The following is a 23,509-nucleotide window of genomic DNA, read 5'->3' as shown; positions in this document are numbered from 1 at the left end:
GGACCTGTCCGTTGTAGAGGCTGGCGGCATGCACGCCCTCGGCCGTCTGTTCCTTGGCGCCCTCGCCCTCGTTTTCGCCGTTCCGGTTGGCTGCGCCGTCCTGGTCATGGCGCTCGTCGTCGATCCGGCTGCGCAGGCTTGGCTGACCGGCGGCGCGCTCGCCGGCCTCGACATGGCCCTGTCGGACCTCTCGGCCGGCCTGCCGCCGGAGGGACTTGTCCTGTTCATTGCAGGCCTTGCCCAGGCGCTGTTCGTCCTGCTGGCCGTGCCGCCGGCCTTCGTGGGTCTCTGCGGAGAGGTCCTCGGGCGGCGCGGCCTGATGTGGTACGGCGCCGGCTGCGGCGCGCTGACCGCTGCCCTCCCCTGGCTCACCCGCGGCGTGCTTCGCTCGGGCGAGGCCGGCCGCAATCCAGGTCTCCTCGCGGCCGAAGCGCGGCTGACCCTGATCCTGTTCGTGGTCGGTGCGAGCGCCGGCCTCGTCTACTGGCTGATCGCCGGTCGCCGGGCCGGCCTCGTCCGGGACGATCGCGCGAGGGAGGCTGCCTGAAGCTGTTGTCGCGGGACGCCGTCGACCAAGTTCGCTTGGCCGCCGGTATCCCGCCGCGCTACAGGAAAGGCGCCCAGCCCCGGATTCCGATGCTCGCCCTGCGCTCCCTCGCCTTCAACATCTGCTTCTATGCGCTCACCACGGTGCTGGCGGTCGCCGGCTTACCGACCCTGGTCTCCGGGCGGGCTGTGATGCGGCTGGCTTATCTCTGGGGACGGATCACCCTCTGGCTGCTGCAAACGGTCGCTGGCACCCGGGTCGAGTTCCGCGGACTGGACAACATTCCCCCGGGGCCGCTGCTGGTGGCGGCCAAGCACCAGTCGGCGCTCGAGACCCTCGCGCTCTGCACGGTTCTGCCGAACTTCGCCTACATCCTGAAGCGTGAGCTGCTCTTCATTCCGCTGATCGGCTGGTACCTGTCGCGCAGCGGCATGGTGGCGATCGACCGTTCCAAGGGCGCGCGGGCCATGAGTCTGATGAACGCCGCCGCCGTCGAGGCCATCCGGCAGGGCCGCCGGCTGATCATCTTCCCGGAGGGGACCCGTCGTTCCGTGGGGGCCCCGCCGGCCTACAAGCAGGGCCTGTCGCACCTCTACACCGCGTTGCACGTCCCCTGTCTGCCGGTCGCGCTGAACACCGGCTTGTTCTGGTCGCGCAACAGCCTCGTCCGGCGGTCGGGGACCGCGATCATCGAGTTCCTGCCGACCATTCCCCCCGGACTGCCCCGGCAGGAGTTTCAGGTCCTGGTCCAGGACCGCCTGGAGGCGGCTTCGAGCGCTCTGGCCGATGGAGCACGCCACGGCCTCGACGCTGCGGCGCATCCGGTTCCGGACGCCGAGTCCACACCGTTCCGATCCCGTCACTGAACCGTCTGCGCGTCGCCCGCCACACATGATCCCGGCTTGTGGATAACGGGCATCATCCCCACATCCTTTCCTAGGAACGTCGCCCTTGACGGCTGTGGATATCGCGGGCTAGGTTGGAACAAATGGCGAACAGAAGAGCCCTGTCCTGGTCGGCCGCGCTTCGCGACCTGAAGGACGATCGCACCCGGAGGCAGGATGTGCGCGAAGAACGCCTCAAGACGAATGCAGGCCTGCGCGGCGCGCCTGCGCTGCCGCTCTCGGCTTGGCGGGGCCGCTCCGGCCGGCGCTACGTGGTCGGGGTTCATCCGGCCGGGGGCTTCGATGTCGACGAGATGGCGGAGGCCGTGGTGATCGCCGTGTGCCGCGACGATACCGGCATCGCCAAGATGGTGTCGGTCGCCACCTCGAAGGAGAGCCCGCGGGATCACCTCCGCCGGACGTGGCTGGAGCGTGTCCGCAACGGCGGTGCCACCGAGATGCATGTGCATCGCCTCGCCGATAGCGAGGCCGACCGGATGGCGATTGCGGACGATTTGAAGGTGGATACGGTAGAGCCGGCTCAGGTCTGAGCGCGGGGCCGACGGGTCCCTCCGTGCCGTTCGATCCGCGTCGCCGTCGGTCCGGGTCGCCGTTGCCCCAGTTTCGCCCCTTGCGTGGCCTCATGGCGGGGTCGTGACGTCCCTGTAGGGGATCGAGGCGGGAGCGGAACGCATGGTGCAGGATCGGACACAGCCGGAGCATGCGGCGCAGACGTACCCGCGCGGCGACAGGCGTCGCTCACGTCTCGGGCTGTTTCTCCCCTACATCCTCCTCACCCTCGTGGTGGTGGCTTGGTCGATCGGCTGGTTCTGGATCCGCGGCCGGGCGGTCGATGAGATCGACGACTGGATGGCGCGGGAGGCGGCTGCGGGCCGGAACTGGGGGTGCACCGACCGGACCGTGACCGGCTATCCCTTCCGCATCGAACTGCGCTGCAGCGCCGTGACCCTGGACCGCTCGGACGGCCGCTTCCGCCTCGGGCCGACGACCGCGGTGGCGCAGGTCTATCAGCCACGCCTCGTGGTGTTCGAGAGCGCGGGTCCGTTCCACGTCGAACAGGGTGGGTTGACGGGTGACGCGTCCTGGCGGGCCCTTCAGGGCAGCTTTCACGGCGCGTCGGATGGATTCACCCGAGCGTCGGTGGTGATGGACGACCCGAAGGTCGCGGTGACGGGCGTGCCGACCGGACCGATCGACGTCTCGGGGCAGCATCTGGAACTGCATGCCCGGCCCGATCCCGGCCGATACACATCCGAAGGCGCCGTGGATCTCAGTCTGCGCCTGACACGGGCGGAGGTCCCACAATTCGACGTGCTCACCGGTACGCAGGATCCGGCCGACCTCGTGCTGGACGCGGCGCTGTCTCAAGCCACGATCCTGCGCACCGGGCCCGTGCCGCGGGAGCTGGAGCGCTGGCGTCAGGCCGGCGGAACGCTGGACATTACGGGGCTCTCCCTGGCCAAGGGCCAGCAGCGCATCCAGGCGAAGGGCAGCCTCGCCCTCGACGCGGCTCACAGGCCGGCCGGACAGCTCGATCTCCGGGCCGCGGGGATCGATACGCTCGTCGGCAGCATCGTGGGACAGCGCTTCGGCTCGGAACGCGGCGCCCTCGTCAGTCAGCTTGTCGGCGGCCTTCTCGGATTGAGCCGTCGCCCGCAGCCCGATGCGCCGGCCGATGCGGCACCGCTGAAGGATCTGCCGCCGATCCGGCTGGCCGACGGCAAGGTCGTCTTCAGCGGCTTCCCGATCCCGAACGTCTACCTGCCCGCCTTGTATTGAGGGCTCCGACGCCACGCGCATGCTCCCGGCATCCGGATCGGCTATAAGGCGCCCATGGCTTCCGCGACCGCTTCCCAAGCCCGCATCAAGATCTGCGGGCTCAGTACCGAGGACACCCTGGACGCCGCCCTGGCGCTCGGGGTGGATTGGATCGGCCTCGTGCATTTCCCGCGCAGTCCGCGCCACGTGAATCTTGCCCGCGCCGCCGCCCTGTCGTCCCGCGCGAAGGGGCGTGCCGAGCGCGTGGTCCTGCTGGTCGATCCGGACGATACCCTGTTGGCCGACGCGATCGTGGCGATGGATCCCGACCTGATTCAGCTGCATGGCCGGGAGACGCCAGAGCGCGTCGCGGCGATCCGCGCTTCGACCCGCCGTCCTGTGATGAAGGCGCTGGGCCTCGCGACACCGGCGGATCTCGCGCCGCTTGCAGCCTACGCAGCGGTGGCCGACCGCATCCTTTTGGACGCCAAGGCGCCCGTAGATGCGGCGCTACCCGGCGGCAACGGCCGGCGATTCGACTGGACGATCCTGGCCGACCGCGACCTGCCGCAGGGCACGATGCTCTCCGGGGGGCTCGACGCCGACAACGTCGCCGAAGCCCTCTCACGGACGCGGCTCGACGCCGTCGACGTCTCCTCCGGGGTCGAAGCGGCGCCGGGGATCAAGGATCCCGAGAGGATCGCCGCCTTCGTCGCAGCCGTGCGGGGAGCGCGCTGAGTTTACCGGGGCGCCGGCAGCGCCGCCCGGCCGATATTCGGGACCGTGTAGGGGCCCGGCGTCTCGCTCTCCGGCGCGTAGGTGCGCAGCCGTGTCGCTTCACGCTCGTAGCGCACGGCCTCCCGACGGTGATAGCGGGCCTGCGCCCGGGTCTTGCCCTGGCCAAGCCAGGTGAAGATGCCGCCGACGATGATGCCCAGCGCCACCGCCCCGAACAGGATCGCGTAGAGCGGCAGATCCACGCTGAAGACCGGCGCATCGACGTTGAACGGATCGAACGAGAGCCGGACCGGCACGCGATTGGCCACCGCCAGCAGGATCACCAAGGCGGCGATCGGCAACAGCACGAGGCTCTTCAGGAAACGGATCATCGCGCTCAGGGCTCCTTGCTACTCTGCGGCCGAGGCGGTCTCGCCGATACCGGCCGCGTTGAGGCGCTGGCGCATCTCCTTGCCGGTCTTGAACACGGGGATCGCCTTCTCGGACACGGCAACGGCCGCACCCGTGCGTGGGTTGCGTCCCCGACGCGCCTCGCGGCGCTTGACCGAGAAGGCGCCGAAGCCGCGCAGCTCAACCCGGTCGCCGCGGGCCAGCGCATCCGAAATGGTGTCGAGGATCGCGTTGACCAGGATCTCCACGTCGCGCTGATAGAGATGCGGGTTCTGCTCGGCGATCTTGAGGACGAGCTCCGACTTGATCATGGCGTTTGAGTCTTCTCGCGGGATCGGGGCGGGCGCTGTGTCGACGGCCGTTCAGGGTTCGGGGCGCCAGAGGGCGAGCAACCCGCCGCGGGCGGCCTGCGCCTCCGCGCCGACCGTGCGAAGATGGCTCGCCACGCCCTCGAAGCCGAGCAGATCCGCGCCGATGCCGGCCGCCGACCAGAGCGAGAAGTCGCTCTCCGATTTGGGCTTCCAATCCTTGACCGGCAGATCCTTCGTCACGCCCCGGGCGCTCTCCAGCCAAGCGACCGCCTGACGCTCGCTGCCGAGTTCGTCCACGAGCTTCAGGGGCACACTCTGGCGGCCGCTGAACACCCGACCGTCCGAGACGGTCTTCACCTGGTCGGCATCCATGCCCCGCCGTTCGGCGACGAGACCTTTGAACCACGCGTAGGTATCGCCCACCACGGCCGCCAGGGCGGCGCGCGCCTCCGGCGAAGTCGGCGTGAAGCCAGACGGTTCGGCCTTGAGCGGCGACGACTTCACCGACTCGACCTTGACGCCGACCTTGTCGAGAAGGCCCGACACATCCGGGTACTGGAACAGCACGCCGATCGAACCGACGAGGCTGGTCTCCCGCGCGACGATGTGGTCGGCCGCGATGGCGGTGATGTAGGCGCCGGACGCGGCCGTGCCGTCCACGAAGGCGACGATCGGCTTCTTGGCGGCGAGCGCCCGCAGGTTGCGGAAGATCTCCTCCGAGCCCGTCGTCGTGCCGCCGGGCGAATTGATCGAGACGATGACGGCCTTCACCGCATCGGCGTCGCCGACCCGCTTCATCAGCTTGGCGGTGGCCTCGCTGCCGGCGATGAAGCCGGAGACCGAGATGCGGGCGATCTGGGGCTGGACGGCGAAACCGCCCTCCGCGCCGGTACGGACGCGGTAACCCAGGGCGCCGACCGCCACGATCAGGCCGCCGATGCCGAGCACACGCCAGAGGGACAACCTGCGGCGAAGGCGCCGCCGGTCAATCAGCAGTTCGGCGTCGGCTGCCATACTGTGCCTTCCCTGAAGCCCCCGGGCCGGCCCCTCGACGGGGTGCGGGAGCCACGCCCCGCGCCGGGCAAGTCCTTGGTTTCGTTCGGCTCACCCGATCCAAACCGGGTGAGGCCGGTGTTCTAAGCATTTACCGCGAGCATGGATACGGGGCGCGCAAAGAAATTGCGGTGCCGCAGGCCAACCGTGAAGGCGGAGCTGTCGCAGGCCGCCTCGCAGCTGAGGATCCGACCCGTTTCCCGGCGATCTGCGCCCGCAGGCGGCAGGTCGTCGAGGCGCTGGAGACTGAGCGCGGACTCACGGTGCCGAACAGCGTTTCCGTGCGGGTCGCCATGGCTGGCGTAACCCGTTGCCGCTCGGCAAACAGATCGTAGAGGATCTGACGCGATACGCCTCCGCGCACAAAAAACCCGCGCAGGACGCGGTCCCACGCGGGTTCGAGATCTTGGATCTGCCGCCCGAACGGGCCGGGCGGCAGGCGTCAGATGCTCACTCGTCGTCGGTGCGCTTCTTGTTGAACGCCGCACCGAGGATGTCACCGAGCGAGGCACCCGAATCGGCGGAGCCGAACTGGGCCATGGCTTCCTTCTCCTCGGCGACCTCGAGGGCCTTGATCGAGACCTGCACGCGGCGGGCCTTCCGGTCGAACTGCACGACGCGGGCGTCGAACTTCTCGCCGGTGGCGAAGCGCTCGGGGCGCTGGTCGCCACGATCGCGGGCGAGCTCGGCCCGGCGGACGAAGGTGGTCATATCGGTGTCGACGATCTTCGCCTCGACGCCCGAATCCTTCACCTCGGTGACTTCGCAGGTGACGATCTGACCCTTCTTGATCTCGCCGGCCTCGGCGAAGGGGTCACCGCCGAGCTGCTTCACGCCCAGCGAGATCCGCTCCTTCTCGACATCGACGTCGAGAACCTGGGCGCGGACCATGTCGCCCTTCTTGAACTCCTCGATGACTTGCTCGCCGGGACGGTTCCAGTCGAGATCCGACAGGTGGACCATGCCGTCGACATCGCCTTCGAGGCCGATGAACAGGCCGAACTCGGTCTTGTTCTTGACCTCGCCCTCGACCTCGGAGCCGACCGGGTGCTTCTCGGCGAAGCCCTCCCAGGGATTCTGCAGGGTCTGCTTGAGGCCGAGCGAGATGCGGCGCTTGACCGGATCGACTTCCAGGATCTGGACCTCGACCTCCTGAGAGGTGGAGACGATCTTGCCCGGATGGACGTTCTTCTTGGTCCAGCTCATCTCGGAGACGTGGATCAGGCCCTCGATCCCCGGCTCCAGCTCCACGAAGGCGCCGTAATCGGTGATGTTGGTCACGCGGCCCTTGAGCTTGGCGCCCTCGGGGTAACGGGCGGCAATGCCCTCCCACGGATCGGCGAGCAGCTGCTTGATGCCGAGCGAGATGCGGTGCGTCTCGTGGTTGATCTTGATGATCTTAACCTTGACCGTCTGGCCGATGGTGACGACCTCGGACGGGTGGTTCACGCGGCGCCACGCCATGTCGGTGACGTGCAGCAGGCCGTCGATGCCGCCGAGATCGACGAAGGCGCCGTATTCGGTGATGTTCTTGACGACGCCGTCGATGACCTGACCTTCCTCAAGGTTGGCCACCAGTTCGGAGCGTTGCTCGGCGCGGCTCTCCTCGAGCACGGTCCGGCGCGACACCACGATGTTGCCGCGGCGGCGATCCATCTTGAGGATCTGGAACGGCTGCGGGGTGCCGAGCAGCGGGGTGACGTCCCGGACCGGGCGGATATCGACCTGCGAGCGCGGCAGGAACGCCACGGCGCCGTCGAGATCGACCGTGTAGCCACCCTTGACCTGGTTGAAGATCGTGCCGGTGACGCGGTCGTTGTTCTCGAACGACTTCTCGAGCTTGACCCAGCTCTCCTCGCGGCGCGCCTTGTCGCGCGAGATGACGGCTTCGCCGAGCGCGTTCTCGATGCGGTCGACGTAGACCTCGACCTCGTCGCCGACCTTCAGCTCGCCTTCCCGGCCGGGACCGGTGAATTCCTTGAGGGCAACACGGCCTTCGGTCTTGGCGCCGATGTCGATGACGGCCACGTCCTTCTCGATCGCGACGACGCGACCCTTGACGACGGACCCTTCGGTAATCTCGTGTTCGAGGAAACTCTCCTCGAGAAGTGCGGCGAAATCGTCGCGGCTCGGGCTATGCCCCAGAGCGGTACCTGCGGTCATTCCATCTCCTGAACGGCCTCCCTCGGAGGCCCGTTGCGCCGGCGGCTCGCGTTGCAGGCACCCCTGTCCGCCGCGGCCCCACCCTGCATTTCCCGGGAGAGGCGACCGGTCCCAAAAGGATCGGCTTGCCGACGCGTCGATACGGATGACGAGGGCGGTCTATCCGGCGGCTCGGCGTGCGCGCCGAAAAGACGAGCGCGCGAGAGCGGGTCCGGTAAGACCCGCGTGCCATACAGCAACACCGTCAAGAGTTCAACCGAACCCGCTGATGCCTCGGATGGCATGGCGCGACCGCAGCCGCGTCTCAGGCTTGCCCGCTTGGACGGGAGCGCGGTACCTCTACCGCGCGACGGATAAAGCGTGACGGATCCATTGGCGACCAGGGGCGGGTCGTTGCCGGCCGCGTTTGGGCAACGGCTTACACGGAGGCGGCAGCGCATGCTTCGGAGTGTTGGCGATGTCCGGGCTGCACTGCCCTCTACGAGAGGTATATCCGCGCGGCGTCTCGTAACCGAACTGTTCGAGGCCTGACCGCTCGATGCCGACAACTTACACCATGCCGATGGAGCTTTTGGCGCGAAAGCTCGACAGCTGCGCTGAGCTGACCGATTCGGACCGCGCCGCAGTCCTGGGCTTGTCCCACACGGTGCGGGCCCTGCCGGCGCGCCACGACATCGTCCGCTTCGGCGAGCGACCGGGCCAGTGCTGTCTGGTGCTGCAGGGCTGGGTGTCGCGCTACGCCGCGTTGTCGGAGGGCGAACGGCAGATCCTATCGTTCTACATTGCCGGGGACATGCCCGATCTGCAGAGCCTGCATCTGCATCGGATGGACCACCACCTCGCGACACTGACTGCGTGCACGATCGCGTTCGTCACCCACGACGAACTTCATCGCGTCTTCCGGCACCAACCGAATCTCATCGGCATCTTCTGGCGGGACACCCTGATCGACGGCGCCCACTATCGCGAGCGGATCACCAGCCTCGGTCGGCGGCAGGCCCTTGGCCGCGTGGCCCACCTGTTCTGCGAACTGTACCTGCGCCAGCGTGCGATGGGTCTCACGAGCGGCTTGAGCTGTCCCCTGGCGCCCAAACAGGCGGAGCTGGCTGACGCCCTGGGCCTGACCAGCGTTCACCTGAACCGGGTTCTGCGGACGCTGCGGACACGCGGTCTCGTCACCCTTGGCGGAGGTGTCCTCACGATCGAGGATTGGGACGAGTTGGCCGCGGTAGCCGAGTTCGACCCGACGTTCCTGCACCAAACCGGATATCGCACGCCCGCAAGCGAGCCGGCCGAAACGGTCTGACGTAGCGCGTCAGGCGGCCTCAGGCCGCCTGGGCCAGGGACTCCGCCGTCGCGAGAACCTCGTCGGTATGGACGTCGAACCGCGCCAGAAGCGCCGCGCCGAAGCTCGTGGTCAGGGCGCAGTCGGTCGCGTCGCGCCCGCGGGCCATGACGATGCGACCGATGCGGGGGCGGTTGTGGCGGGCGTCGAACGTGTACCAGCGCGGCCCGGACGGTCCATCGAGATAGACCTCGAACCAGGCGGAGAAGTCCATCGGTGCGGGGTCCTTGGGCACGCCGATGTCGCCGAGATAGCCGGTGGCGTAGCGGGCCGGAATGTTCATGCACCGGCACAGAGTGATGGCCAGATGGGCGAAGTCGCGGCAGACGCCCTCACGCTGCATGAAGCCATCATGGGCGGTGCGGGTGGCGTCGGCACGCTGGTAGTCGAAGCGCAGCCGCTCGTGCGCGTAGTCGACGATCGCCTGGACGCGAGCCCAGCCCTCAGGTGTGGAGCCGAACAGCGACCACGCGGTTTGGGACAGCTTGTCGGTGTCGCAGTAGCGCGAGCCGAGCAGGAACATCAGTACGGCGTCCGGCAAATCCTGCACCGGGATCTGCCGCGCCTCGGGCTCCACCACATCCGGCTCGCCCGTATCGGCGATCGTAAAATCCGCACTCATCGTAATTCGGCCGCCCGGGGCGACGATCCGGGTCGACACGTTCCCGAACGCGTCGACGTTCTGGTGGGCCGGCACCGGCGGGTCGAAGGTGACCACCTCCGGGGTGATCAGGTCGGGACGGCGCTCCGGATGCACATGCAGGAGCAGGTTCATCGGCGTCGGGCCGAACGTGTCGAAACCGATCGTGAAGCCGGTGCGGATATGCATTCGCGTAGACCGTATTGGGCGTCGGCACGACGCCAGGTAGGACAGGGTAAAACAGTATAAGGTTCTAGAAAGCTCGAAGCTTCGACTGGTTCCGCCCTGGCGTGCTGTTTCGGCTGCGGGACTGCCGGCCTGCTCGGCGCGCCGCCGATGCCGTGGGTCGAGGACTTCGGCATGTCGGGGACTGACACGGTCCGCTCCGGCATTGCCGATCAGCCACCGGGCTTGTTGCATCGCACTGGACGGACTCGTATCCGTGCCGAGCAGCCATCAGGGCCGGCGGCCGTCCCGTCGCCGTCACCCATTGCCGAACGATCGATCGCGATGACACCCGAAAAGCTCTCCCTGCCAAAGGACAAGATCCGGGTCCTGCTGCTCGAAGGCATCAACGACAGCGCCGTCGCGCTCATGCGCGCTGCCGGCTACGCCAATCTGATCCGGCTGCCGAAGGCGTTGGACCGCGAGGCCCTGCACGAGGCGCTTCAGGGCGTGCACATGCTGGGCATCCGCTCACGCACGCAGCTCGACGCGGCGGCGTTCGAGGCGGCGGACCGGCTGCTGGCGGTGGGCTGCTTCTCGGTCGGCACGAATCAGGTGGATCTGGACGCGGCACGCCACCGCGGCGTCCCGGTGTTCAACGCGCCGTTCTCGAACACCCGTTCGGTGGCCGAACTCACGATCGGCGAGATCGTGATGCTGCTGCGTCGGATCGTGCCGCGTTCGGTGGGCGCTCATGCGGGCCGCTGGGACAAGTCGGCGGTGGGCTCCCTGGAAGTCCGCGGCAAGACCCTCGGCATCGTCGGCTACGGCAACATCGGCACGCAGCTCTCGACGCTCGCCGAGGCCATGGGCATGCGGGTCCTATTCTACGACCACACCGATAAGCTGCGCCACGGCAACACCGAACCGACTAAGACGCTTCACGACCTCCTCGCCCAGAGCGACGTGGTCTCGTTGCACGTGCCGGAGACCGAGGCCACCGCCAACATGATCGGCGAGGCCGAGATCCGGGCGATGAAGCCCGGCGCGATCCTGATCAACAACGCCCGCGGCACCGTGGTCGACCTCAATGCCGTCGCGGCGGCCCTGCGCGACGGTCATCTCAAGGGTGCGGCGATCGACGTCTTCCCGGTGGAGCCCGGGTCCAACGCCGACGCGTTCGTGAGCCCGCTCCAGGGGATCGAGAACGTGATCCTGACCCCGCATATCGGCGGCTCGACCGAGGAAGCTCAAGAGCGCATCGGCTCCGAAGTGGCGCGCAAGCTGATCGACTATTCCGACATCGGTTCGACGGTCGGCGCCGTGAACTTCCCGCAGGTGCAGCTTCCCGCCCGGCCGACCGGCACGCGCTTCATCCACGTCCAGCGCAACCTGCCCGGCATGCTGGGCCGGCTGAACGACGTGTTCTCCCGCGGACACGTCAACATCGCGGCGCAGTTCTACCAGACGGATGGCGAGGTCGGTTACGTGGTCCTCGAGACCGATGCCACCAATGCGGATGCCGAGGTGCTGCTGACGGAGATCCGGGCCATCCCGGGCACGATCCGCGCCCGTTTGCTCTACGAGCGGCGCTGAGCACGGTTCTTACACCGCCATCGATCATATCGATGCTGCGTGGATGAACGCGCGCGGTGTTGCCGCGTTCGTCTTGCGCGGTCACCTCGGCCGCGGTTCAAGTAGAACGCGGCCAATACGGGTCGAGTGGTCGTCCGGCGGAGGATTTGCGGTGACGAAGCGTGTTTGGTGCGCCTGGGCCGGCATCGGGTTCGCCCTCGCGGCTTTAGCCGCGATCCCATCATCCGCTTCGGCGGATTGCCTGCGCCGGGTCTACAACCGATCGAGCCTGGTTCTGGTGGCACGTCAGGATGGCGGCCCGCCCGCGGTGCTTCTCCCGGGGCAATCCGTGACGATGCGGCTCGCGCGGCCGGGCCAGATCGATCTCGCGGCGTATTGCGGCATCCCGCAGGCCGGCGGGGCGCCGGTCGAACAGCAGACCTTCGACTATGAGGCGGTACTCGACCGCTGCTTCGTGCGGTTCGGCGGTGATCTCTTCGTCCCGCAGCTGGGACGTGGCTTCATCGGCCTTCAGGGCACCGCGCCCTTCACCGTCAACAACCCACAGCAGGGCGATATCGTCCTGGGGCCCTCGGCGCAGCCGGCCTGCGCCGTCCCCGGAGCCGTGCTGAACCGGCGTGGCTGATCGTTAGAGATAGTGGCGGAACACCACGCCTCCGCCCTCGACAGCGTCGGGGGACGGGGGTGTCGTCGGTCCGATGATCGGGCTGAGCAGACGCAGTCCGATCAGACCGAGGGCGGCGAGGACCGGGGCGACGAAGCGGAACGGGCGGATCAACATCAGCGCCTCCGTGACGCACGCGGTGGCCCGGGGATATGTCTCGCCGACATGTCCTGCCTGCACCTCCGGCGTGCTGGGAGAACATCGCACGGTCGCTTCGCACCCGAGGTGCAATTGCGCACATCGATGACGGCTGGGCGTGAAGAGGCATCCGCACGTCAGGTCTTTGTTACGGCTGGCCGCTTGCGTCGACGGCATCCCTGGCGTGTGCGGCTGCGCCCTCTTATGCTGACGGACTGGGGAGCCGTCCGCGACATGCGGCATGGGACGCGGCATGGGCAGGAACGACGCGCTCTCCAGCGAGCCGACTGCGTGAACGAGGACGCGCGTATGCTGAACCAGGCCGGTAGTTCGATCGTACGAGGCGATCTCGGCGTCGAAGAGACGATCGAGTCCGACAATATCGTCCGCTGGGATGGGGAGAGGCTCTACGTCGAGCAGGACGTCTTCCACAACGGCCAGCTGGTTCACCGCAAGTACCGTCGCACCGTTACCGAGCCGGTGGCCCGGGCGCTCTGGACGATCATCAACCGCGCGAAGCAGTGAGCCGCGCACACCACTCTGCGTTGCGCGTCGGTTCGGCCTGACTGGGACGCGCGGTGCCGCAACGGACGGTGAACGGACGTCGTCAAGCCTGATCGCTTCGTCCGAAAGCCCTTTGTCCGTGTTGCCTCGGATCCAGCTGTCTCCGTCGCCTTCAGCGGCTGCGCGGAGACAGCTTCGCATTCTGTGCTCGTTTTAAGATGCAGAGTGTTTCGGGCGTTTAGACCTCGAATCGATTGATCACGGCGTATTCGCGCGGTTCTGCTTAATTACGCCGATCCAAGAGCAACGGCATGCTCAGGCAATGACCGACGAGCTTACGTTACATTTGGTGTCGATTTAATGTTGCTTTCGCATTTCGGTGTAAATTAATTCGCAACGTACTGCTTAGCCATAGATAAAAATATCTCATCTCAAGTATTAATCAGTCGCTGTCCAATCGTTGTCTTCAATGCGATCATCGCGCTGACGCTCACATTGGCCATGTGGGAGATCGCATCGCTGCTCTGGGGCGCCGGATATCTGGATCATGGCGCGATCCAGGAAGCCGGTCATCCGATCGAGGGGCTGGGCTTCGTCCTGATCGGCTGGGGCGTGGTGCAAGAAGAGCGCAACGGCATGAGCCGGCTTCTCGGGGGCGGAACGCGCAGCGAATCCGTTCACGCTGCGGGCATCGACGCCGTGTGCCACGACGCCGGCTTATCGTTGCTGGTGCTCGGCCTGATCGCCGAGATTCTCGTCCAGTGTGGAGGTTCCCAGCTACATCATAAAGACGGATCGGCTCGCACGCGTCGTCCTCACGGTCGGAGATGCGTTCCTCATGTCGGGGCTTGCCGCGTTGATCCGGCTCTCAGCACGCCTCGCGACGCTTCGGAACTCCAAACCGGCCGCGAGTTCCGATGTGGCGATATCCGTGGCGCGATCACACGACCACTGACCTGACCCCGTCGCTCTCCGCCTGCCCGAATGCCGGTTCCGCGCAAGAGGGCACGTTACGGCGGAAGCTGCGAGCGAGGCCGGATGGCCGCGTACCTGCGCGCCGCTCTACGCAGCAACCGCAGGCGCCGTCTCCACGAGGGCGAGCTTGGGCGGGGCGAGCAGGTCCAAACGGTCGTGCGCGGTGTCGAAGGCGGCCCGGATCGTTGCCGTCGCATCCTCGACGGCGACGAGAACCGCCAGCTTCTGCGCACTCGCGCGATCGGCCAGGCCGCGTGCCGTCGCGACCAGGGATTGCTCCAGGTTCAGCAGCTCGGCTTCCACGTCCTGCCCGGCCCCGCGTGTCGCGGCCGTCAGGCGTTCGAGGACAGCTTGAAGGGCATGACGCAAGACAAGCGTCCGCACGCGCTCCTGCAGGAGCGCCCGTTCGTCGATCTTCATCGCAGTCTGTCCGTGTTCCGGGAGCACGGTTAAGTTGTCATACCTTGGCTGCCCATGCAGCCACCTTTTTGCAACAGCGAAACCGGCTCGGCCATCGCAGCGTAACTTGGCGTCGCGCGGTGTCTTCGAGGCTGCGCCCGCCGCGTTTCAGTCAGTCTTCGACCCGAACGGCGTGCCGCGCAGGCGGCGCCGACATGAACGTCGTCAATAGGGCGTTCCGCGCTGGCGCCGCGCGCCGAGCGCCTCCGCGTACCAGGTCAGCTCGTCGAGAAGGCGACCTGCAGAGGCTTCGAGCCGCGGTTCACTGGGGGTCCCCGCCTCCGTGATGGCATTCTGCAGCCGAGGAATGGGCAGCACGGCGGGGATGCTCGGCATGCCCATCTCGGCCAGCATGGCCCGCAGCGGCATAGCTGCGCGGACGCCCCCGAACGCCCCGGCGGAGTAGCAGCAGATCGCCGACGGCCGCCAATAATACTCCTCGAGGAAATGATCGAGCGTGTTCGAGAGTGCCGGCGGTACACCGTGGTTGTACTCGGCTGTCACGACCAAGAAGGCGTCCGATCGCCGGTAGAGTATGGCGAGCCGTTCCAGTTCATCCGGCGCGGTACCGGGCGGGTATTCCTTGTACATTCGGTCGAGAAGCGGAAGCTTCAGCTCGGCCGGATCGACCAGGGGGGCTTCATGACCGCGCGCTTCGAGCTGCGCGATCAAGTAACGCGCCGCCCGGATTCCGATGCGATCGCTGCGAACGCTGCCGAGGATAACGGGCACGGTGAGGGGCATGACGACCTCCGACTACGCCGATCATGCCAGCGACAGGCGCGTCACTCCAGGCTGCTTCAACCTGGAAATGATTCAGGCCTTCGAGCTCGTCAGTGCGGAAGCCGCGATGCCGACGGGGCCGCCCATGGCGTAGGCGGCGATCGCCTTCGTGACGTGCTGCAGGAGGGATTGCAGGCCGTCGCCCGTATCGCCGCCGGTCGAGGATCCGCCCGTGGCAGCACTGGTGTCCGCGGACGCGTCCGTCGCGTCGGTTGACGTTCCGGCCTGCCCGGCAGCGTCCGGCTCGGGCGGAGGGGCATGGTGTCCGTGATGATGATGGACCGGGGCCGAGCTCGTCGCGGCCTCGCCCGCATCCGTGGCGCCGGATGTCGACGTCGCGTTGTCCGCGTCCGACCCTGCCGTCACGCCGGTCTGCAAGCCCATCTGGCTGAAATCGGATTGCAGCTGGAGGAGTGACGCCATCAGGTCGCTGGACAGAGGCGGGCTCGTGGCGGCGCTGCTCGTCGGCGCGGTGGTGCTGGCGCCTGTACCCTGGGTGCTGCCGGTGTCCTGACTTGCCGTGCTGTAGCCGCTCGCGTCGATCGGCTGGATGCCGGCCGCACGCGCTTGCCGCAGGGCGCTGACGAGGTCGTGCCTCAGAGACGTTCCCGATACCGCGTTCACCGACATGCTCAGCCCTCGAACCGTTGCTGCGATTCTGTCAGGCATGTTGCGTTCCAGAAATTTGCTTTTGATTTCAGGCCCGTATCCAACCGCCAGGGCGGCAGAATCGGCAGCGCGGCAAATCCTGCCGGCCACGGAGACCCAACCGGCATCGACCCGACACGGTCGGGCCCACCGCGCGCGCGTCGGCGAACAAGGGCAGGTGGGCGAAGCAAGGGATCGGGGACCGGTTTCATGTCGGACCTGCCGGACGGCGTTCCGCCGGACACGAGGGTGCGCAGTCACCGCGATCCGTCGCTCCACAGCGATGAGCGCGGGTTCGATAGCAAGAACGTGCAGACCGAGCCGTATCAGGATTACGTGGGCAACTGGCAAACCGAGGCCGAAATCCATCCGGATGCGGACAGAAACACAAGCGGCCTTGCGCTGTGTGGCGGCGAGGCGCGATCCAGAGGCGGTGCCTTTGCACGACCCGTGCAGGGCCGACTCAGGATACTGGGTTCGCGTGCAGGCCGGGAAGGACGCTGTCCGCCCGCTTGGCCGCTCGCCGAACCGTCGCGTCGGACTTGCTCGCCTTAGCGCGGTACAACGCGGCATCGGCGGCGGCCATGAGCGGATCGAGTTCGAGCGAGCCCGGCGGCGCGGTCGCGAAACCGATGCTGGTCCCGACGCGGACCTCCCGACCCTGGATGAGATACGGTTCAGCGATTGCGAAATCGATGCGCTGGGCGAGATGCGCGGCCTCATCCGGCTGCAGAATCGGTCCCTGGACGATCACGAACTCATCGCCTCCGACCCGGGCGACCGCCGCCTTGGCCGGTACGACGGCCCGCAGCCGATCCGCGATCGCCTGGAGGAGCTCATCGCCGGCCGCGTGTCCATACTGATCGTTGACCGGCTTGAAACCGTCCAGATCCAGGCAATGCACGGCGATCGCGTTCCCGCCCGCCTCAGCAAGCACGCCGCGGAACGCCTCGCGCAGACCCAGGCGGTTCAGCAGACGCGTCAGCGGGTCGTTCTTCGCCAGCGTCGCCATGTCGTGCCGCAGGATGATCTGCCGCCGCGTGTTCAAATAGAGGTACCGGATCGTTTCGAGCCCGCCGCACAGGAAAACGGTAAAGACCGTCGCGATCGCGATGCTGGTCGAATCGCCCCGGGCGGCCGATGCCAGGATGGCGGGCACGGTTGCGATGCAGATGGCGATCCCCGCGATCCGGGGCCTGAACGCGGTGCGCGTCACCGCCCCTGAACAGTACCCGAACACGAGGCCGGTCACGAGGACCGGGAGCGCGGGGTCGGCGGCGAGGAACCCGCACGCTGCAACGCAGCCAATCTGCAACGCGAACCCGAAGGTGAACGCGGCGTTCACGATCTCCCACCGGGCGGCGCGCTGGCGGTCCCACGGGCGATCCCGCAGGGCGCGCTGATGACGCCGTTTGACCAGGCACTTCGAAGCGCCGATCAGCGTGCCGGTTGCGGCAATGACCCACAAGACCGGAGACTGGGCTTTGAACGCGACGAAGCTTGCAACGCCGCAATAACTTGCCGCCATGATGGCGGCCGGAAACAGACCTGTCGCGAGTTCATCGACGAGGGCGATGAACAAGCTGTCTGTTTCGGACTCATAACCGAATCGGCGCGACATCGCCTGTTTATCGCGCTTCTACCGCAAAGATTGAAGCCGTCATCGCCAGCGGATCGGCTCACATCGTCGACCGGGCACGGCGTTCCCCCTCAGGCCGCCGGCTGTCCGATCCCCTGATTCACGGGGCCCAGCCTCATGCGGCCGCGAACCCAGGCGTGACGCGCTCGGTTGATCGGCCGGTCCCACAGCATCCAGATGGCGACGCTGACGATGAAGACCACGCCGAGCGCCAGGAGGGCGTAGGGTAGCCGCTGCAGCGGCGGAAGTTCGCCAAAGTTGTTGTGGACGAAGATGAAGGCCGGCCAGTGCATCAGATACACGATATAGGACAGATCACCGAAAGCCCTATCCAGCTTGGACGACTTCACGTGAACTGTCGATAGCGCGAGCGGAACCGCCGCCAACGCAAGAACCAAGTTGAAGACCGGATTGTAGACAAAATTGGCGCCCGCATTGCTCCCGCCCAGGATCATGTCGCGCAGCGCAGGCACGCTCAGGCCCAGGCCCAGCATTCCGACGGTGAGCCCGGCCGAAGCTAGGGTCAGGGCCCGCGGGGGAACCCATCGCGACCGGGCCGCAGCAGCGCCGATCATGAACAAGACCAGGATCTGTGGAAGCGGTTCCGTCATCACGGCGCCGCTTCTATAATACAAAATCGCGACGGAGATCGCCGACCAGCAAACCAGACCACCGACCGCAATGCGGCGATCGACTTTGTGGAAGAGCAGAAAGAGAAGTGGGAACAAGATGTAAAACTGAAGTTCGATGTCGAGCGACCAGGCCGGAACGATCGGCAGTTGCGACAGATTTCTGTAGCCGATCACGAAGAGACTGGATGCGATCGCTGCGAATTCGGTGGGAATGAGACGGGGATACAGCGCGAACGTAATGGCCGAACACAGGAGGAACGTCGGGACGATACGCCAGAATCTTGATGTCAGGAATGTAAAATATTTATTTCGCGTGTAGGAGTATTGCTTCTCCCACATTACGTAAATCCAGTAGCCGCTTAGTACGAAGAACAAGCATACAGCAGCGTCGCCGAGGCTCAGCCGGCTGAAATGCTGCACCACGACCACGAGGGCAAGGCACAAGCGGAAGAAACCTGGAAATAACAACGTGCGACTCTTCCGCTTCGGGGATTAGTGTCTATAATGTGGGACCTATGGTCTATATGATATGAAATGATAATACAGTCCAATTCGCTGGTGTAATCTACCGACTGGCACATTGGTACCGTCGCCCATCCGTTCACGGGGCGGCATGAAGCGGCTGGGCTGAGGTGGAGGTCGCTGGGCGAACAGTCCTGCGGAACGCGAGGGCGGGCGAGTGCGTGTGGCACGCCCAAGCCCTACGCTTCAGGGCCGCCAATCCATCAGGATGTCGGCGCCCTGATCTACGTCGCGCGGATCCGCAGCATGAGCGAAATCTGCTGCCAACGACATCGCTTGAGTGTTTGGAAGTTCAGTGGCTCCCCGAGCAGGACTCGAACCTGCGACAAGGCGATTAACAGTCGCCTGCTCTACCAACTGAGCTATCGGGGATCACGGTCGCGTCTCTACACACCGCAGCTGTCGGACGCAAGGGGTTTGATGACGATCCGTGCATGCACGTCGGCATTCTGCGTCGCCGCACGGCCAAACCGACCTCGGAGTGTACACGCCTCGCCAGCCCTGCGTGCGTATGGTGCCGGCAGCCTCCCGCATGGGACTGACGCCACAAACCCAAGGCGCCCCGTGGCTTGGTTCCAAGATTCACCCCCCCCGGTGGGTCGACTGTCTTCGCATCGTCCAAGCCGCCGCCCGCATCGTTCGCCGAATTGAGCGACTATGCAGAGTTCGCGACCGCAAGTTTGGGTAGCGCAGAGTGATGCAATCACATCACACGATAATATGTTGGTCTTGATGCAAATGATTTAAAATACATCTCCTGCATGTACGCCTGATGACCATGATGAAACAATTTTTTCTGTCTTTGCCGGCTATGATCGACTGTGTTGTCGTCTGAAATACGTTATGGCTCCCCTGATTCAGCCCTCCAGCGGAAGCGGCCTAGCCTCAATGCGTATATCCCTCGGCCTCAAGCTCTCGGTCGTCGTCGGTCTCCTGGCCGTCGTTGGCGTCGGGATCGCGCTGTTCGCCCTTCGCCAGTCCGCTCTGGAGCAGGAGCGCGCTGCCGAAACCGACAAGATCTGGAATGCCGGGCTTCAGGCCGGCGCGCTTGGGCAGGCGATCGAGCATGCCGTGGTCCAGGCGACGGCGCTCTTCACGTCGGAGGACGTGACAGAGGCCCGGACACGCTTGTCCGCGCTCCATGAGGCCCTGGCCACCGTCGAGCAGGTGCGCGTGCCGTTCCTCGCTGCGATGGAAGATCAGCTTCCGGAGGATCGCCGCAGGCGCTTCGATCTGTTCGTCAAGGAATTCATCGCCTATCAGAATGACACCGCCGAGCTGGGCCTCACCGTCTCGCCCAGGGCCGCCCTCATTCAGGCGACCGACGAGGCGACGGTGAAGAACCGCGAGCACATGGTCGCCGAAATCGGCCTCCTGGGACGCGAGGTGCTGAACCGCCTTAATGCCCGCCGCGCCGCGGATGCCGCGGACCGACGGCAGGCGCGGATCACGCTGATCTCCGTGCCCGCGCTGGCCCTCGCCATGGGGCTGCTTGCCGCGATCGGGATCATCGTCACGCAGGTCCGGCATCCCCTGCACCGGCTGAAGGCCAGCATGACGGCGCTCGCGGCCAACGACCTGGAGCCTGCGATCCCGTTCACGCATCGCCGTGACGAGATCGGAGAGATGGCCGGGTCGATCGCCGCCTTCCAGAAAGCGCTGATCGAGAAGAGTAAACTCGACGCCGAGGCCCAAATCCGGCGCGATCGCGACCGCTGCCGGGCTGAGACATTGGCGGCGGCAACGCACGACTTCGAGGTCGAGACGCGGCGTGCGGTCGCCGATCTCGCGGGATCGGTCGAGGCGATGCAGGCGGCGGCCGATACGCTCTCGGGCAACGCCGGCGCCGTGGCGGCCCAGTCGACCGTGGTGGCGGACACCTCCAGCCAGACGGCTGGCATCGTCGACAGTATCGCAAGCGCGGCCGAGGAGCTCTCGGCCTCGGCCCGCGAGATCGAGGGGCGGGTCCGGAACACCAGCGAGATCGCATCGACGGCGCTGGCCGATACACGGGGTCTTGAGGAGACGGTCCGCTCGCTGTCCCAGGCTGCTGAGGAGATCGGCGCGGTCGTGACCCTGATCCGTGATGTTGCCGAGCAGACCAACCTGCTGGCACTCAACGCCACCATCGAGGCCGCCCGCGCGGGCGCCGCCGGTCGCGGCTTCGCGGTGGTCGCCGCGGAGGTCAAGGCGCTCGCCGGCCAGACCGCACTCGCCACCGACCGCATCACCGGCCAGGTCGGATCGATCCAGGGCGCCGCCGATCGGACGTCCAGCGCCATTGAGGCGATCGCGCAGACGATCGCCAGCATGAGCCTGATCGCATCCGAGGTCGCGGAAGCGACCGATCAACAGGGCAATGCCAGCCAGGAAATCGCGCGCGCCATCTTCAACGCGGCCGCTGACGCGCGAAGGGTGTCCGAGAGCGTCGCCGGCGTCCGGGCCGCCGCAGCCTCCAACGACGTCCAGGCCCGCCAGGTGCGCGGCAGCGCCGCGCGGGTGAACACCGGCACGCACAACCTGCAGCAGGCAATCGAGACCTATATGCTTCAGGTTTACGGCGCCTGACACCGCGGCCCAGAAAGCGGCGACGGGCGTTCGGGACAATTGGAAAGGAGAGCCGCAACCCCCATGCCGGTCACGGTGTCCGGTCCAAGGCCGACAACCATACGGCCCGCGATGGCGCAGGCCGCGGATGAGAATCGTTGTCGGATAGGAAGATGGAGGCCTCGCCCGGAATCGAACCGGGGTGCAAGGATTTGCAGTCCTCTGCGTAACCACTCCGCCACGAGGCCGTACCGACGGCGCGCAGGCGCCGTACGGAGCTTGGCGGACAGCTCCGGGTGCGCGTCTCTAGCAGAGGTCGGCGGTCGCAGGCAACGGCTTCGACGCGGTCGTTCCGAAGGATCGTCTCAGCTCTGCCAAACCCGCGGCATCGGCAAGCCGCGATAGAGTGTGAGAAAGCGGGCTGTCAGCGTCCGCAGGGGACCGACGCCGCGCGCGAGGGCGCGCACCACGACATGCCCGTTCCAGGCGCTCGCCGCGGCCTCGATCCCGGACTGATCGCTGTCTGCCAAGAGCGCACGCGCTTCATCAAGGCGAGCCTCGGCCCCGTCGGAGACGTCGAGCAGCGTCGCGCAGGCGCACGCGCCACCGCCGATCCCCGGGCGGGCCAGGAGGTTGCTGATCGGACCCTCGAGCAGGAGGTTGTCGGCGTAGACGAGCCGGCCGGCCCGGCGCACGCGCCACGAATCGTGGAAAAGACCGGTGGTGATCCGCTCATTCCGGGCGGCGCGACCGAAGGCGACGATCTCTACGGCGAGCAGGGACGCTCCGAGGGCGAGATCGGCCTCGAAAGACCGGCGGATTCTGGCCTGATCGAACAGGATCGTCTCTTGCGGCAGCCAAGCGAGCCGAGCCCCCGCCCCCAGGCCCAAGCGGTTTTCGATATGGCTCACCGGTCCGTCCGAGCGGTAAATCTTCTCGGCCGCCGTCGTGGTGAGCACGAGATCGGCCGCCGGTTCGAGGTCCAGCCCGATCGAGAAGGTATCGCCGCACGCCACACCGCCGGCCGTGTTCACGAGCACGGCTTCCAGGGCGCCCTCCCCCCGCGGGAATCGCAGGCGTGCGGGACCCGCCTCCGACAGGTCGAGGATTCGCGTCTGGCCACGCGTGCCTGCCGGTCCGGCCCGAAGGTGGACGCGGCCGTTCGAGCGCTGGCGTGCCGGCGCAGTCCCGACAGCCCGGCCCGCATCCGGGAGAGGATTGTGCATCACATGCGCTCTGCCGGGTCGCTGGGCACTGCCTCGATCGGCACGGTCGGGCGATCGAGGATGCGGCGCCCGAACAGGCTCGCGGCTAACTCGACCAGCACCTTGGCGCTGCGGCCGCGCTCGTCGAGGAACGGGTTGAGCTCCACGATGTCCAGCGAGCGCACGAGGCCGGAATCGTGCAGCATCTCCATGATCAAGTGGGCTTCCCGGAACGTGGCGCCGCCCGGCACCGTCGTGCCGACACCCGGGGCGATGGCGGGATCGAGGAAATCGATATCGAAGCTGACGTGGAGGTGCGCGCCCTGTTCCGCGACCTGCGCAAGGATCCTTCGCAAGGGCGCGACAACGCCGAACTCGTCGATCGTGCGCATGTCGGTGACGCCGACGCGCCGGGCCGTGACCAAGGCTCGCTCGCCGGCATCGATGGAGCGCAGGCCGAACAGATGGACGTTGCTGGGGCTGAGCGCGGCCGGGGCCGGTTCGGTGAACAGGGGCGGGAAGCCCGCCTCGCCGCATAAAGCCGCGAGCGGCATGCCGTGGACGTTGCCGGAGGGTGAGGTCTCCGGCGTGTTGAAGTCGGCATGGGCATCGAGCCAAAGCACGAAGAGCGGCCGGCCCCGGCGGGCGCAGTGACGCATGACGCCGTCGATCGATCCGAGGGAGAGGCTGTGGTCGCCGCCTGCGGTCAGGGGCACCGCCCCCTGGTCGAGCGCGTCCTCGACGGCGCGCGACAGGGCACGCGTCCAGGCGGCTACGGCGGCGAGACCACGCCCTCCGACCGGCCCATCGGGCGCGATATCGCCGTGATCGGTGACCGAACAGCCGAGATCGGACAGGGCGCGGGCAAGGCCGGCGGTGCGCAGGGCAGCCGGTCCCATCACTGCGCCGGCCTCGCTGGTCCCAACCTCGATCGGCGCGCCGATCAGCGCAATGCGGCGATCCCCGCCGGAGCTGGCCTCGCTGGTCATCCCGTCTCCTTCAGGTCTCTGTACCCCTTTGCTCTAGCAGGCGGCGGGCCGCTCTTCGATGACGCATCGCGGACGCGACGGCGGAGCGGTCGGACATGGGGCTGGCCTAGGGTCTGGACTCGATCAGCACCAGAAGGCGATGACGGCGGCGAGGGCGACGGCGGAGGCATAGTTGCGGGCGAGCTTGTCGTAT

At 66.8% G+C, this 23,509-nt stretch carries 24 protein-coding genes and 2 tRNA genes; 11 read left to right on the top strand and 15 right to left on the bottom strand.

Going from position 1 to position 23,509, the window contains the following annotated elements; genetic code table 11:
- The first annotated feature begins 28 nt into the window (after positions 1 to 28).
- The 5 genes from OXS49_RS19000 (at position 29) to OXS49_RS18980 (ending at position 3,948) form a co-directional block, all read left to right on the top strand.
- Positions 29 to 547 carry a hypothetical protein gene (locus OXS49_RS19000; protein ID WP_244005420.1) on the top strand — a complete coding sequence of 173 codons (519 nt, stop codon included), beginning with the start codon at positions 29 to 31 and terminating at the stop codon, positions 545 to 547.
- Between the two features lie 89 nt (positions 548 to 636).
- The gene (locus OXS49_RS18995) at positions 637 to 1,413 is read left to right on the top strand and encodes a lysophospholipid acyltransferase family protein (protein ID WP_267426179.1); all 777 of its coding nucleotides are present in this window, start codon (positions 637 to 639) and stop codon (positions 1,411 to 1,413) included.
- Positions 1,414 to 1,535: 122 nt separating this feature from the next.
- Positions 1,536 to 1,982: a hypothetical protein gene (locus OXS49_RS18990; protein ID WP_267426168.1), complete on the top strand. Its 447-nt coding sequence runs from the start codon at positions 1,536 to 1,538 to the stop codon at positions 1,980 to 1,982.
- A gap of 142 nt (positions 1,983 to 2,124) precedes the next feature.
- The gene (locus OXS49_RS18985; RefSeq protein WP_267426167.1) at positions 2,125 to 3,231 is read left to right on the top strand and encodes a DUF2125 domain-containing protein; all 1,107 of its coding nucleotides are present in this window, start codon (positions 2,125 to 2,127) and stop codon (positions 3,229 to 3,231) included.
- Between the two features lie 54 nt (positions 3,232 to 3,285).
- Complete coding sequence (locus OXS49_RS18980; protein ID WP_267426166.1) at positions 3,286 to 3,948, top strand: phosphoribosylanthranilate isomerase; 663 nt, start codon at positions 3,286 to 3,288, stop codon at positions 3,946 to 3,948.
- A gap of 2 nt (positions 3,949 to 3,950) precedes the next feature.
- Here the strand turns inward: OXS49_RS18980 and OXS49_RS18975 are convergent, their stop codons facing one another.
- The 4 genes from OXS49_RS18975 to rpsA form a co-directional block, all read right to left on the bottom strand.
- Entirely contained in the window at positions 3,951 to 4,319 is a 369-nt protein-coding gene (locus OXS49_RS18975) for a LapA family protein (RefSeq protein WP_243920804.1), read from the bottom strand.
- A gap of 18 nt (positions 4,320 to 4,337) precedes the next feature.
- The gene (locus tag OXS49_RS18970) at positions 4,338 to 4,649 is read right to left on the bottom strand and encodes an integration host factor subunit beta (RefSeq protein ID WP_010683170.1); all 312 of its coding nucleotides are present in this window, start codon (positions 4,647 to 4,649) and stop codon (positions 4,338 to 4,340) included.
- Between the two features lie 51 nt (positions 4,650 to 4,700).
- The gene (gene sppA / locus OXS49_RS18965) at positions 4,701 to 5,663 is read right to left on the bottom strand and encodes a signal peptide peptidase SppA (protein WP_267426165.1); all 963 of its coding nucleotides are present in this window, start codon (positions 5,661 to 5,663) and stop codon (positions 4,701 to 4,703) included.
- 489 nt (positions 5,664 to 6,152) lie between these two features.
- On the bottom strand, positions 6,153 to 7,865 hold the full coding sequence (gene rpsA / locus OXS49_RS18960) for a 30S ribosomal protein S1 (RefSeq protein WP_244005403.1): 1,713 nt from the start codon (positions 7,863 to 7,865) through the stop codon (positions 6,153 to 6,155).
- Positions 7,866 to 8,403: 538 nt separating this feature from the next.
- Between rpsA and OXS49_RS18955 the strand changes: the two genes are divergently transcribed.
- Positions 8,404 to 9,171, top strand: coding sequence for a Crp/Fnr family transcriptional regulator (locus tag OXS49_RS18955; protein ID WP_267426164.1), 768 nt, complete (start codon positions 8,404 to 8,406; stop codon positions 9,169 to 9,171).
- Positions 9,172 to 9,190: 19 nt separating this feature from the next.
- On the opposite strand, the gene OXS49_RS18950 is transcribed toward OXS49_RS18955, so the two are convergent.
- Positions 9,191 to 10,039, bottom strand: coding sequence for a transglutaminase family protein (locus OXS49_RS18950; protein WP_244005399.1), 849 nt, complete (start codon positions 10,037 to 10,039; stop codon positions 9,191 to 9,193).
- Positions 10,040 to 10,360: 321 nt separating this feature from the next.
- Between OXS49_RS18950 and serA the strand changes: the two genes are divergently transcribed.
- Together serA and OXS49_RS18940 are read left to right on the top strand one after the other, a co-directional pair.
- Positions 10,361 to 11,611, top strand: a complete 1,251-nt coding sequence (serA, locus tag OXS49_RS18945; protein ID WP_267426163.1) for a phosphoglycerate dehydrogenase — start codon at positions 10,361 to 10,363, stop codon at positions 11,609 to 11,611.
- 151 nt (positions 11,612 to 11,762) lie between these two features.
- Complete coding sequence (locus OXS49_RS18940; RefSeq protein WP_244005395.1) at positions 11,763 to 12,236, top strand: hypothetical protein; 474 nt, start codon at positions 11,763 to 11,765, stop codon at positions 12,234 to 12,236.
- A gap of 3 nt (positions 12,237 to 12,239) precedes the next feature.
- Here the strand turns inward: OXS49_RS18940 and OXS49_RS18935 are convergent, their stop codons facing one another.
- Positions 12,240 to 12,392: a hypothetical protein gene (locus tag OXS49_RS18935; protein WP_244005393.1), complete on the bottom strand. Its 153-nt coding sequence runs from the start codon at positions 12,390 to 12,392 to the stop codon at positions 12,240 to 12,242.
- 330 nt (positions 12,393 to 12,722) lie between these two features.
- Here OXS49_RS18935 and OXS49_RS18930 point away from each other — a divergent pair, with 330 nt between their 5' ends.
- Both OXS49_RS18930 and OXS49_RS18925 read left to right on the top strand, forming a co-directional pair.
- The gene (locus tag OXS49_RS18930; RefSeq protein WP_243921340.1) at positions 12,723 to 12,938 is read left to right on the top strand and encodes a hypothetical protein; all 216 of its coding nucleotides are present in this window, start codon (positions 12,723 to 12,725) and stop codon (positions 12,936 to 12,938) included.
- A 480-nt stretch (positions 12,939 to 13,418) separates the two neighbouring features.
- Positions 13,419 to 13,877 (top strand): hypothetical protein, encoded by a 459-nt coding sequence (locus tag OXS49_RS18925; RefSeq protein ID WP_267426160.1) that lies wholly within the window; start codon positions 13,419 to 13,421, stop codon positions 13,875 to 13,877.
- A 102-nt stretch (positions 13,878 to 13,979) separates the two neighbouring features.
- On the opposite strand, the gene OXS49_RS18920 is transcribed toward OXS49_RS18925, so the two are convergent.
- The 6 genes from OXS49_RS18920 to OXS49_RS18895 all read right to left on the bottom strand — a co-directional run bounded on the left by OXS49_RS18920 (position 13,980) and on the right by OXS49_RS18895 (position 18,947).
- The gene (locus tag OXS49_RS18920) at positions 13,980 to 14,312 is read right to left on the bottom strand and encodes a hypothetical protein (RefSeq protein WP_244005387.1); all 333 of its coding nucleotides are present in this window, start codon (positions 14,310 to 14,312) and stop codon (positions 13,980 to 13,982) included.
- Positions 14,313 to 14,516: 204 nt separating this feature from the next.
- Complete coding sequence (locus OXS49_RS18915) at positions 14,517 to 15,095, bottom strand: NAD(P)H-dependent oxidoreductase (RefSeq protein WP_267426158.1); 579 nt, start codon at positions 15,093 to 15,095, stop codon at positions 14,517 to 14,519.
- A 72-nt stretch (positions 15,096 to 15,167) separates the two neighbouring features.
- The gene (locus tag OXS49_RS18910) at positions 15,168 to 15,764 is read right to left on the bottom strand and encodes a cell wall anchor protein (RefSeq protein ID WP_267426156.1); all 597 of its coding nucleotides are present in this window, start codon (positions 15,762 to 15,764) and stop codon (positions 15,168 to 15,170) included.
- Between the two features lie 481 nt (positions 15,765 to 16,245).
- Positions 16,246 to 17,403 (bottom strand): GGDEF domain-containing protein, encoded by a 1,158-nt coding sequence (locus OXS49_RS18905; protein ID WP_267426155.1) that lies wholly within the window; start codon positions 17,401 to 17,403, stop codon positions 16,246 to 16,248.
- 89 nt (positions 17,404 to 17,492) lie between these two features.
- Positions 17,493 to 18,497 (bottom strand): acyltransferase, encoded by a 1,005-nt coding sequence (locus OXS49_RS18900; RefSeq protein WP_267426154.1) that lies wholly within the window; start codon positions 18,495 to 18,497, stop codon positions 17,493 to 17,495.
- Between the two features lie 374 nt (positions 18,498 to 18,871).
- Positions 18,872 to 18,947 (bottom strand) — tRNA-Asn (locus OXS49_RS18895).
- Positions 18,948 to 19,463: 516 nt separating this feature from the next.
- Between OXS49_RS18895 and OXS49_RS18890 the strand changes: the two genes are divergently transcribed.
- On the top strand, positions 19,464 to 21,143 hold the full coding sequence (locus OXS49_RS18890; RefSeq protein WP_267426152.1) for a HAMP domain-containing methyl-accepting chemotaxis protein: 1,680 nt from the start codon (positions 19,464 to 19,466) through the stop codon (positions 21,141 to 21,143).
- A 153-nt stretch (positions 21,144 to 21,296) separates the two neighbouring features.
- Here the strand turns inward: OXS49_RS18890 and OXS49_RS18885 are convergent.
- The 3 genes from OXS49_RS18885 to rocF all read right to left on the bottom strand — a co-directional run bounded on the left by OXS49_RS18885 (position 21,297) and on the right by rocF (position 23,316).
- Positions 21,297 to 21,370: transfer RNA gene (locus tag OXS49_RS18885), tRNA-Cys, on the bottom strand.
- A 117-nt stretch (positions 21,371 to 21,487) separates the two neighbouring features.
- Positions 21,488 to 22,348 (bottom strand): urease accessory protein UreD, encoded by an 861-nt coding sequence (locus tag OXS49_RS18880; protein ID WP_267426151.1) that lies wholly within the window; start codon positions 22,346 to 22,348, stop codon positions 21,488 to 21,490.
- Positions 22,348 to 23,316 (bottom strand): arginase, encoded by a 969-nt coding sequence (gene rocF, locus OXS49_RS18875; RefSeq protein ID WP_267426150.1) that lies wholly within the window; start codon positions 23,314 to 23,316, stop codon positions 22,348 to 22,350. Before rocF ends, OXS49_RS18880 begins: the two co-directional genes overlap by 1 nt.
- Between the last annotated feature and the right edge of the window lie 193 nt (positions 23,317 to 23,509).

The sequence above is a fragment of the Methylobacterium sp. GC_Met_2 genome (assembly GCF_026540795.1).
Classification (GTDB): domain Bacteria; phylum Pseudomonadota; class Alphaproteobacteria; order Rhizobiales; family Beijerinckiaceae; genus Methylobacterium.
This window is presented reverse-complemented; position numbering and strand designations above follow the sequence as displayed.